The following is a 10,154-nucleotide window of genomic DNA, read 5'->3' as shown; positions in this document are numbered from 1 at the left end:
ACCCGCCATGTAGTCCGCCCAGTACCCTTCTTTGCCACCAAACCCACTGCTCACCCGCCATGTAGTCCGCCCAGTACCCTTCTTGGCCGCCACTCCCGCTACTAACCCGCCATGTAGTCCGCCCAGTACCCTTCTTGGCCGCCAGCCCCGACGCTGACCCGCCATGTAGTCCGCCCAGTACCCTTCTTGGCCTCCACCCCCCTACCGCCACCCTCGCCACCCCCGAGCCCCAAACAAAAAACAGGACCGCCGAGTTCCCCTCCGCAGTCCTGTTCCCGTCCGCTATGCCGCGATCGCGGCCGGCCTATTGCCGTCAACCGCTGCTTTTCGCCTGGCCGCTCTCGTCCGAGCCGCCGTTGCCGAACCGTCCGAGCCGCTCGAGCGCCAGCTTGTAGCCGTCGTTGCCGTAGTTCAGGCAGCGTTTGACCCGAGATATGGTGGCCGTGCTGGCGCCGGTCTCCGCTTCGATCTGGTTGTAGGTGTTCCCCTTGCCCAGCATGCGGGCGACTTCCAGACGCTGCGACAACGATTGAATTTCATTGACCGTGCACAGATCGTCGAAAAACAAATAGCATTCTTCAACCGTTTTAAGCGTCAATATCGCTTCGAACAATTGATCGATCGTTTTGTCGTTCAGTTTCTTCAACTGCATCCCGAATCACCTCAATTCGCGGCGTCGCTTTCGATTTCCTCCATTCTACTGCGTTTCGAAAACTTCTTCAAGCGTCACCGTATTCACGCTTTACAGAAATAAAATATCCCGAACACGGGCAATCGTCCAATCTTGCCGTAGCCTCCGCTCATAACCTGTAGAAAGCGTACCGGCATTGTGCTCGGTTTGGGACAATGCCCAAAAACTCTCAAAGGGTGTGACACCTTCCGCATGAATAACCGCAATCCGCCCTCGCTGCATAGCTTTACGCCCGGGTTCGGCGGTCCCGGAGGAGCACTGCTCGGCGGTCCCGGGGGGGCGCCGTTCGGTGGTGGTCCCGGCGGCTCTCCGTTCCCCGGCCTCGGCGATCCTTTCGGCGGTCCTCCCGCCGCATTCAACCCCGTCGAGGTCGTCAATCTCGGCGGGCAGCCTGCCGCCGGCGCGGCCAAAGGCTTGGGCGCCTTCGCCAATCTGAACGACATTAAGGGTATTATCGACCGGATGGGCGGGATCGACGGCATTCTGTCCGGCATGACCAAAATCCAGAAAATCGTATCCACGATGCAGCAGATGGCCCCGCTCTTCAAGCTGTTCGCGAAAGGCGCCGCCAAAGCCGGAACGGCTTCCTCCAACACGGCGGTCCGTCCGCGCAGACGCACGCGCCGGCGGCGGAGCGGCGGCTCCGGGCGCCCGTCCTACGGGCGGCGGACCGGCAATTACACCCGCAGGCGGCGGTAGCGCATTCCGGGCCGCGCATACCGCTTTGGCTCAGGAACCGCCGAAGCCGCCAGACGGCAAAAAGCGATGAAGCCGGCACCCGTTGCCGCTTCACCGCTTTTTGATTTGCGCTTGAACCGCTCTTGCCGCGGATCAGGCTTCATATTCAAGAAACGGATCCTCGATCACGATCCGGTGGGCTTCCGCATCGCTCACTCCGGTATACAGCGTCGCGGTCCCGTCTCCGTTGCGGTGCAGGCCCCCGCTGAACAGCACGTCCTCCAGGTCAAGCCGCTTCGCCGGACCGTCCGGGAACATGTCCCGCGAAGCGATCAGCTTGATCGGCGTATGCCGGCGCGTTTCCGGATGAAGAGCGAAGGTCATCGGATAATAATGGCGGATGTTGCCTTCGTCCATGCACGCGATGTGGCCGAGGACGCCGATCCAGCCGTTGCGGAGCAGGTGCGCTTCGTTGCCGCCGCCCCACTCCTCCTTCAGAAACTGGCCCTGAAGCACCGGCGCCTGTTCCATAACCTGCTCGGTCAGTTCCTCCAACGATCCGATCTCCGTATAGCCGATCATCGCCCGCGCGTCGTCCACCGGCATCGGCCGGGTAAACACGCCGATTCGGCCGTTCTGCAGATCGACCAATCGGATGTCCTTCATCGTCAGCGGCCCTTTGGCGAAAGGAACCAGCTCGTTTACGCGAGGCCCGCGGTAAAAAACCGTTCGCCACGAAGTCACTTCATGCACATCGACATCGTCGAAGTAGACTTCGACGCCGCCGAACACCAGCTCGCCGCGGACAAACGAAACGAACGGATCCTGCAAAGCGAAGACGGGAGCACCCGGCCGCGGCTGCCATTGCCCGTTCCGCTCGACAAAAAAGATCACTTCCGAGCGCTCGCTGTGCCTTTCCTCAACCCGTCCGGCAATGACCCACTCCCCGTCATCTTTGAACGGAGCCGTGATATTGTACACATCTCTGCCTCCAACGCCGGTAAAGATCAGTTTCTCTCCTTTGACGGCGGGGCGTTTTTTCTTGAACGCCTCAAACAATTCGGCGCACGACTTGGCTTGTTGCACGGATGTCTGCATGAGGGTCCTCCAAACTCCAAACGGTCGCCTGCCGCGACCGAGTTGGCGGCGAGATCGGATATGCTCAAAGATGGTTTCACTTTATTTTAGCCAGAAAACGCTTAAAGGTGATGGATGGATGCCGGGGATAAACGCCGCTTTATGACGATTAATGAAAAATGCTCATCAGCCAATAAACGATTGCTGCCAGCACGCTGGCGGCCGGAATGGTGAAAACCCACGTGACGACGATCCGGCCTGCCGTATCCCAGCGGACGCTCCGGAACCGCTTGGCCGCACCGACGCCCAGAATGGACGACGTAATGGCGTGGGTGGTGCTGACGGGAAGATGCAGCAATGTCGAAGAAAAGATGACGGCCGCGGAACTCATGTCGGCGGAAAAGCCGTTGATCGGTTCGATTTTGAAAATCTTCGTCCCCATCGTCTTGATGATTTTCCAGCCTCCGAGCGAGGTTCCGATCGCCATGGCAAGCGCGGCCGAAACTTTGACCCACAGCGGCACGTCCAGCGTCGTCTGGAAGCCGCCGACGACAAGCGCCATCGTGATGATGCCCATCGCTTTCTGCGCGTCGTTGGTACCGTGGGTGAATGCTTGCAGCGCGGCCGTCAGCACCTGCCCCGAGCGGAACACTTTGTTGACATGATGCGGACTTGTGCGGGCAAAGATATGTTTGAGCAAAAACATGATCGTATACCCCAAAGCGAACGCTATTACCGGGGAAATAACCAGACCGAGAACAACCGAGGAGAATCCGGAGTAGTTGATTCCATCCCATCCTTCGGAGGCGATGGCGGCTCCGGCGAGCGATCCGATCAGCGCGTGCGAGGAGGATGACGGAATGCCGAACCACCACGTGATCAGGTTCCACGCAATCGCGGCGATCAAGGTCGCCATAACCACGGTCAATCCGTGCTCCAGCTTGAACGGGTCGGCAATCGAACCGCCGATCGTCTTGGCGACCCCCGTAAACATAAGCGCCCCGATCAGGTTCATGAACGCTGCCAGCATCACCGCAACCCTCGGGCGCAGCGCCCGCGTCGACACGGACGTGGCGATCGCGTTGGCCGTGTCGTGAAAGCCGTTGATGAAGTCGAAAGCCAAAGCCAAAAATACGATAATGGCAACGATTAAGGTCATATGATCCATTTTGTCACGTCTTTCCTATTGCGCATCGATCAGGAATTGCGCATAATAATCGATTGGAGAATATTGGCAACGTCCTCGCAAGCGTCGGTCGTTTCTTCGAGGCGTTCGTAAATTTCCTTGTATTTGATCAGTTCGATCGGATCTTTTACATTGATGAAGAGGTTTTTGATGCCTTGGCGCATCAATTCGTCTCCTTCGTTCTCCAACTCGTTTAACATAACGCAATGCGTTTGCATCGCAAGAAGCTTCTTTTGGGTAAGCAGATAAATAGCGGATTTGATTTCCAAGCCGGAGCGGCGAAGGCAGTCGCCGAATTTGCGGATGTAGGGATCGGCTTTCGAAATCTGGTACATGTCGAACCGGGAGGCGCTGGCTTCGATCCCGTCCAGAACGTCATCCAGCATTTTCGTCAGAGCCATAATGTCTTCGCGCTCGATCGGCGTAATGAACGTTTTGTTCAATTCGGTCAAAATCAGGTGCGCAAACGTATCTCCGCGATGCTCGAATTCCTTCATCTGCTTGGCGAATGCCGCCGTATCGGGCAGATCGCCGTCGACCGCCGTCGCAAACCGATCGACCGTTTCCACGATGAGATCGGCCATTTCCTCCAACGTTTTAAAGAAAATATCCTTTTTCCGAAACACCGATAGCCCTTCTTTCTACATATGAATGCCTTCATTGTTGGGGTATGCAAAAATCCCAACCCATATCTTATCACGCCCGGACAAGCTGGTACAGACTCTTTCCGCCGTTTCTGGAGGGACTTATCCAAGTTTGGCCTAACCGCGCCCGGACTAATCGTGTCCTTCGCCGATTTGCGCGATATTTTGTCCGCGGAACGGATATTTGGACAAGCCGGAGGCGCCCGGAAGCTCAAGCCGCCCGGCCTTTGGATGCCATTCTCGCTGCCACCCCGCCATGTACCTCTCTTGCCCGCCGCCGCCCCCGCTAGCCCGCCATCTCATCCGCTAAAGCAAGGGACCGCAAATCGCAAATCGACTCAACATGCCGGCATCGACGAAATACCGGCTTCCTGCGTTCTCCTTCCGTTTCCATTGACAGCGCTTCCGAAGGGGTGACATAATTTTCATACCAAGGACAGACAGGGGATTGTCTCCATGAAAAAGTGGTTTCAGGCGTACCGACATATGAAAATCCGGAACAAGCTGTCCATCCTGGTCGCCCTCATCGTCATCGTCACCTTCTCGTTTACTTTGCTTGTGCAGCAATATGCGTTTTCGATTTACGACCGCCAGCTTTACGCCAAATCGTCGCAGGTGCTGAATTTGTCCTCGGCGGCCATCGAGAACGAATTGAAGCGGATCGAGCAGATCTCGTACAGCATGGTCGCCGACGTCCAGCTTCAGAAGCTGCTCCGTTCCCTGAAGTCGACCGATTCGGATTACGAAGCCCATGTCCTGCGCCAGAATTTGATCGACCATCTCCTGACCTACAGCGGCTCGGAACCGTACTTGTATTCGATCCAGCTTATCGATTCGCGCGGAGCCGATCTTGTCGTCGGCAACTCCTTCTTCATCAATTCCGCCAAAAAAGCCCGCATCATGCAGCTTGCGGGAGAGGCCGGGGGCGGATCGGTGTGGATTTTTCCGGACGACTCCGACTCCGCGCTGATTTCGGCCCGGGATATCCGCTCGTTCTCGACCACGAACATCGACCTGCTTTATTTGGGCACGCTCATCATCCGGATCAATCTGGACGCCATCGTGCGCAAGCTGGCCGTCGAAGAAGGTGAGCTGCTGATCCTCTCCGGCCGCGACGTCGTCTATCCGCGCAAGCCGTCGTTCGACACGAGCCGGATCGCGGATCGGCTGACCGGACGAACCGGCTACTTCACCGAAACGTCGGGCGGCAAAACGCTGTTTATTTCTCACAGCCGGTCGCCCTCGACGGATTGGACGTACCTCAATCTTACGCCGTACAACCAAATTTTCGAGCGGATTATCTTCATCAAGAAGCTGGTCGTGTTCGTTTTTGTCGGCATTTTCGTGCTGGTCATTTTTTTGGGCATCCGTTTCTCCAGAAGCTTGACGAAACCGATCGAAGATCTGATCGGCCGGATGAAGCTCGCGGAAAAAGGAAATTTCGCGGAAGCCCATGTGCTGAGCGCCGATGACGCGCCCATGGCGATGGACGAAATCGGGCTGCTGCGCCGGACGTTCCGGCTCATGGTGGAGCGGATCAACACGCTCATTACGGAGAACTACGCAAACCGGCTGCTGATCAAGGAGACGGAATTCAAAGCGCTTCAGGCGCAGATCAACCCGCATTTTCTCTACAACACGCTGGAGTCGATCAACTGGATCGCCAAAATGAACAAGCAGACGCAAATTTCCCGGATGGTCGAAGCGCTCGGGCTGCTGCTGCGCAATTCCGTCAGTTTGAAGGAGCCGATCGTGACGCTGGCCGAGGAGACGGAAATCGTCCGCAGCTACATCACGATCCAGAAATTCCGCTTCGGCGACCGGCTGGACTTTACGCTCGACATTCCGGAACGCTACGGGCAGCTGAAAATCCCGAAGCTTACGCTGCAGCCGCTGCTGGAAAACGCGATCCAGTACGCCCTGGAGCCTTCGGTCGGCGGATGCGCCATCGCCATCCGGACCTACGAAACGGAGAACAGCCTGAATCTGACGGTGGAGGACAACGGCCCGGGGATGCCGGCGGATACGCTTGCCCGGCTGCGCAGCGGCGAAATGAAATCCAAAGGAAAGGGCATCGGGCTGCTCAATATCGACGAGCGGATCAAAATCAGCTTCGGCGAGCCGTTCGGCGTACAGGTCGAAAGCCGCCCCGGACACGGCACAAGGGTTACGATCCGCATACCGAACGAAATGGAGGGATGAGTGATGTATAAAGTGTTGCTGGCCGACGACGAGCGCATCATTCTCGACGGCATATCCAGCATGATCGATTGGGCGCAGCACCGGACCGTTCTCGTCGGCTTGGCGCAAAACGGCATTGACGCCTACGAACAAATCGTCCGCCACGCGCCCGACATCGTCATCAGCGACATTCGGATGCCGGGCATGGACGGCCTCGAGCTGGTTGCCAAAACGCATGCCTCTCACCCCCGCACCCGGTTCATCATTTTGTCCGGCTTCGGCGAATTCGACTACGCGAACCGCGCCATGCAGTACGGGGTCAAACACTATTTGCTGAAGCCGACCAACGAGACCCGGATCGCCCAGGCGCTCGAGGAAATCGTCGCCGAACTGGATCGGGAATCCAGCCGCGAGGCGTTTCTGCAAAATATGAAGCTGCGGCTGCAGAAGATGATGCCCCACGTCAAAGAGCAGGTGCTGAAGGAATTCGTCACCAACAAGACGTACGGAAGCCGCGACTGGGACGACTACCGCAGCCTGTTTCAATTCGAATTCGACGTCCGGGTGCGCCTTATTCTGTTTCAGATCGAGGGGGAAGCGGAATACGAGCACTTGTTTGCGGTCAAGAACATCGCCGAAGACATTCTCGAGAAGACCCTGCTCGGCACCACGATCGGCAGCCACGTCCTCGTGCTGATCGAGGACCCGGACGATCCGGACGCGCTTTACCGGCGGCTCGGCGACATCCGCGCCACCTTTGCGCAGTACTACAAAATGGACGTCACGATTGCGCTCAGCAGCCCCGGCGAGATCGTGCGGGCCCGAAGCCTGTACCAGGAGACGCTGCAGTGCTTGAACTACCGTTTTTATCTGGACGAAGGCGGCATCATCACGAGCAAGGATACCTTCTCCTCCGCCCAGCCGTCGCAGGGGACGCTCGATTTCGACGAAGACCGGCTGCTTATGCCTGTGCGGTCCGGGCATCTGGAGGAAGCCGAACAGGCGCTGGAGTCGTTTTTCGACGCGCTCAAGCGGGCACAGCTCGACATCGGCATGACGAAGTCCTATGCCATTCAGCTGTTCATCGCGCTCACCCGGCTCGGCGATCCGCAGCGGATGAACGAGCATTACAAGCAAATCCCGCAATTGGTCGAAATGAACACGCTGCAGGCGATGAAAGATTTTCTGGGCCAGACCGTCCGCGACATCGCAAAGCGCAACTACGAGCAAAACGTCGTCAAGCATACGTCCATCGTCCGGAAAGTCCTCGACATTATCGACCAGCAGCTCGGCAACGCCAACCTGTCGCTCAATTTCGTCGCCAGCGAAATGCTGTACATGAACGCCGACTATCTCGGCAAGCTGTTCAAGAAGGAAACGGGAGAGAAATTTTCCAACTACGTCATGAAAGCGAGAATGAAGCGGGCGACCGAGATGATCGCCGAGCAGCCCGATATCAAAATCTTCGAGCTCGCCGAACGGCTCGGGTTCGGAGACAACCCGCAGTATTTCAGCCAGGTGTTCAAAAAACAGATCGGCTGTACGCCTTCGGAATACATGAAGCAGTCGGATAGCTCTGCTTTTTGAACAATAATATCGGTTTTTTGCCTTAACCTCTCCCCGAATTACCCGGATAATAACAATGTAAGCATTTTCAATGAGGACAGAACATCAAGGGGAGGATTAAGCAAATGAAAAAAGCTCTAACGATGTTGCTGATGGTTTCCCTCGTCATCGGCCTGGCAGCCTGCGGCGGGGGAAACAGCGGCGGCAACGGCGCCGCCGGCCCTTCGCCTTCCGGTTCCGCGTCTTCGGCTTCGCCATCCGGCTCGGCCGATTCCGGCGGCGACAAAGAACCGGTTACGCTCCGCATCGCCTGGTGGGGCGGTCAGGCCCGCCACGACTACACGCTTAAGGTCATCGAGCTGTACGAGTCGTTGAACCCGCACGTGACGATCGAGCCGGAATACGCCAGCTTCGACGACCACTGGAAGAAGCTCGCGCCGCAAGCCGCGGCCAAAAACCTGCCGGACATCATCCAGATGGATATTTCCTACCTTTCGCAATACGGCACGCAAGGCCAAATCGCCGACCTGACGCCGTTCATCGAGAACGGCACGATCGACACGTCGAACATTAGCGAGAGCGCGATTTCGGGCGGCAAGATCGGCGACAAGCTGTACGCGTTCAACCTTGGGTCCAACGCCCTGCTCGCCGTCATCGACAAGGCCATGCTGGAAAAAGCCGGCGGCAAGATGCCTTCTCAGGACTGGACCTGGGACGACGTAACCGCGATGGGCGAAACGATGAAATCGCAAGGCAAACTGCTGACTCAGGACCTGCGGCACGACGTGTTCTTCCCGTTCTACCTGAGAAGCAAAGGCCAGCATATGTACGCGGCCGACGGCAAGAGCCTCGGCTACGACGACGACAAATACTTCATCGACTTCTACACGATGTACAACAACTGGTATCAGAAGGGCTACCTGCTGTCGCTCGACAAGCTGGCGCAGAAGAAAGGGACGCCGGAGGACGGCGAGCTGGAGCTCGGCAACGCGGTCAGCACGTGGGGCTGGTCCAACCAATATATTCTGTCGTCCCAGGTCGCCAAGCGTCCGTTCGAGATTTTGCCGGTGCCGGGCTGGAACGAGAACAAAGCGCTGTTCCTGAAGCCGAGCATGTACTTCTCGATCGCCGAAAACTCCAAGCATAAGGAAGAAGCGGCCAAATTCATCGACTTCTGGGTGAACAACATCGACGCGAACAAGATCATCATGGGCGAACGCGGCGTGCCGGTATCGTCGGCCGTCAAGGAAGCCCTCAAGCCGCTCCTGTCGCCGGAGCAAGCCAAAGTCTTCGATTACGTATCCTGGGCCGAGCAAAACAGCAGCGAAATGGATCCGCCCAACCCGCCGGGAGCGACGGAAGTCGACAAGCTGCTCAAGGAAACGGCCGAGCAAATCATGTACAAGAAGCTGACGGTCGAAGAAGGCGCCAAGAAGTTCCGCGAAGAAGCGAACAAGATTTTGGCCAAAAAATAAACGCGCGCATAGCCGTTGCAAAACCGGGCCCCGCCTTGGCGGAGCCCGGTTTTATTGCGCCCGCCGGCGCTATTGGTCCGCAGCATCGCTTACTGAACGCGAATATCGCTCTCTGGTCCCCAGCAATCGATCTCTGATTCCCAGTTACCGCGTCCGCTGGTTTCATCGTCCGGCCTTCCGCAAACCCGTCCGCAAACCCGTTTGTCCGGGAACATCGGACCACAGTTCCCTTATACGGTCCAAAAACCGCTGAAATCAAGCAACTCCGGACACAGGTTCCGCTTTTTGCGAAAAACTTGCGCCTTTTTACGGTTTTCCGGGGGATGAACGGATCTCCTGTCCGCAACCAATCGTTTTTCCCGCTAAATGGCCTTCATAGTTATAATGAACGAAACCGACATCCTGATTGCTTATCCGTAGGTTACATTTGGAAACAATGAGATTAGCAAAACACCATTGCAACCAAATCAGAGCTACAAACAAAAAGGAGTCGGTCTATCATGAGTAATTCCATAAAATACGTCGGTTTAGACGTATCCAAGTCAAAAATTGCAGTAGCGGTCGCGGAAGAAGGCAGACAAGAAGCCCGTTACTGGGGAACCATCGTGCATACGAAAGAAGCGGTCGCTAGACTGATGCAACAATTGCGCACGACG

8 protein-coding genes are annotated in these 10,154 nt (G+C 57.0%); 4 read left to right on the top strand and 4 right to left on the bottom strand.

Annotation, left to right across the window (positions count from 1 at the left end; genetic code table 11):
* Window positions 1–313: 313 nt before the first annotated feature.
* Window positions 314–652, bottom strand: a complete 339-nt coding sequence (locus F560_RS0120740) for a YerC/YecD family TrpR-related protein (RefSeq protein ID WP_019007655.1) — start codon at window positions 650–652, stop codon at window positions 314–316.
* 231 nt (window positions 653–883) lie between these two features.
* Here F560_RS0120740 and F560_RS26345 point away from each other — a divergent pair, with 231 nt between their 5' ends.
* Window positions 884–1,390 (top strand): hypothetical protein, encoded by a 507-nt coding sequence (locus tag F560_RS26345; protein ID WP_019007654.1) that lies wholly within the window; start codon window positions 884–886, stop codon window positions 1,388–1,390.
* Window positions 1,391–1,522: 132 nt separating this feature from the next.
* Here F560_RS26345 and F560_RS0120730 read toward each other — a convergent pair whose 3' ends face one another.
* The 3 genes from F560_RS0120730 to F560_RS0120720 form a co-directional block, all read right to left on the bottom strand.
* A complete protein-coding gene (locus tag F560_RS0120730) occupies window positions 1,523–2,467 on the bottom strand; it encodes a DUF1861 family protein (protein ID WP_019007653.1) in 945 nt (314 codons plus the stop codon).
* Window positions 2,468–2,615: 148 nt separating this feature from the next.
* Window positions 2,616–3,614 (bottom strand): inorganic phosphate transporter, encoded by a 999-nt coding sequence (locus F560_RS0120725; RefSeq protein ID WP_019007652.1) that lies wholly within the window; start codon window positions 3,612–3,614, stop codon window positions 2,616–2,618.
* Window positions 3,615–3,643: 29 nt separating this feature from the next.
* The gene (locus F560_RS0120720; RefSeq protein ID WP_019007651.1) at window positions 3,644–4,258 is read right to left on the bottom strand and encodes a DUF47 domain-containing protein; all 615 of its coding nucleotides are present in this window, start codon (window positions 4,256–4,258) and stop codon (window positions 3,644–3,646) included.
* A 474-nt stretch (window positions 4,259–4,732) separates the two neighbouring features.
* Between F560_RS0120720 and F560_RS0120710 the strand changes: the two genes are divergently transcribed.
* The 3 genes from F560_RS0120710 (at window position 4,733) to F560_RS0120700 (ending at window position 9,498) form a co-directional block, all read left to right on the top strand.
* A complete protein-coding gene (locus F560_RS0120710) occupies window positions 4,733–6,478 on the top strand; it encodes a cache domain-containing sensor histidine kinase (protein ID WP_019007649.1) in 1,746 nt (581 codons plus the stop codon).
* A 3-nt stretch (window positions 6,479–6,481) separates the two neighbouring features.
* Complete coding sequence (locus tag F560_RS0120705) at window positions 6,482–8,044, top strand: response regulator transcription factor (RefSeq protein WP_019007648.1); 1,563 nt, start codon at window positions 6,482–6,484, stop codon at window positions 8,042–8,044.
* Window positions 8,045–8,148: 104 nt separating this feature from the next.
* The gene (locus tag F560_RS0120700) at window positions 8,149–9,498 is read left to right on the top strand and encodes an ABC transporter substrate-binding protein (protein WP_019007647.1); all 1,350 of its coding nucleotides are present in this window, start codon (window positions 8,149–8,151) and stop codon (window positions 9,496–9,498) included.
* The last annotated feature ends 656 nt before the right edge of the window (window positions 9,499–10,154 follow it).

Source organism: Cohnella laeviribosi DSM 21336, from assembly GCF_000378425.1.
In the GTDB taxonomy this organism is placed as follows: Bacteria; Bacillota; Bacilli; order Paenibacillales; family Paenibacillaceae; genus Cohnella; species Cohnella laeviribosi.
The sequence above is the reverse complement of the archived record's forward strand: the minus strand, read 5'-3'. Positions and strand labels throughout refer to the sequence as shown.

Coding starts and splice junctions, on each gene's coding strand:
- F560_RS0120725 (WP_019007652.1), bottom strand. CDS start 3,614: ATGGATCATATGACCTTAATCGTTGCCATTATCGTATTTTTGGCTTTG.
- F560_RS0120730 (WP_019007653.1), bottom strand. CDS start 2,467: ATGCAGACATCCGTGCAACAAGCCAAGTCGTGCGCCGAATTGTTTGAG.
- F560_RS0120740 (WP_019007655.1), bottom strand. CDS start 652: ATGCAGTTGAAGAAACTGAACGACAAAACGATCGATCAATTGTTCGAA.
- F560_RS0120710 (WP_019007649.1), top strand. CDS start 4,733: ATGAAAAAGTGGTTTCAGGCGTACCGACATATGAAAATCCGGAACAAG.
- F560_RS26345 (WP_019007654.1), top strand. CDS start 884: ATGAATAACCGCAATCCGCCCTCGCTGCATAGCTTTACGCCCGGGTTC.
- F560_RS0120700 (WP_019007647.1), top strand. CDS start 8,149: ATGAAAAAAGCTCTAACGATGTTGCTGATGGTTTCCCTCGTCATCGGC.
- F560_RS0120705 (WP_019007648.1), top strand. CDS start 6,482: ATGTATAAAGTGTTGCTGGCCGACGACGAGCGCATCATTCTCGACGGC.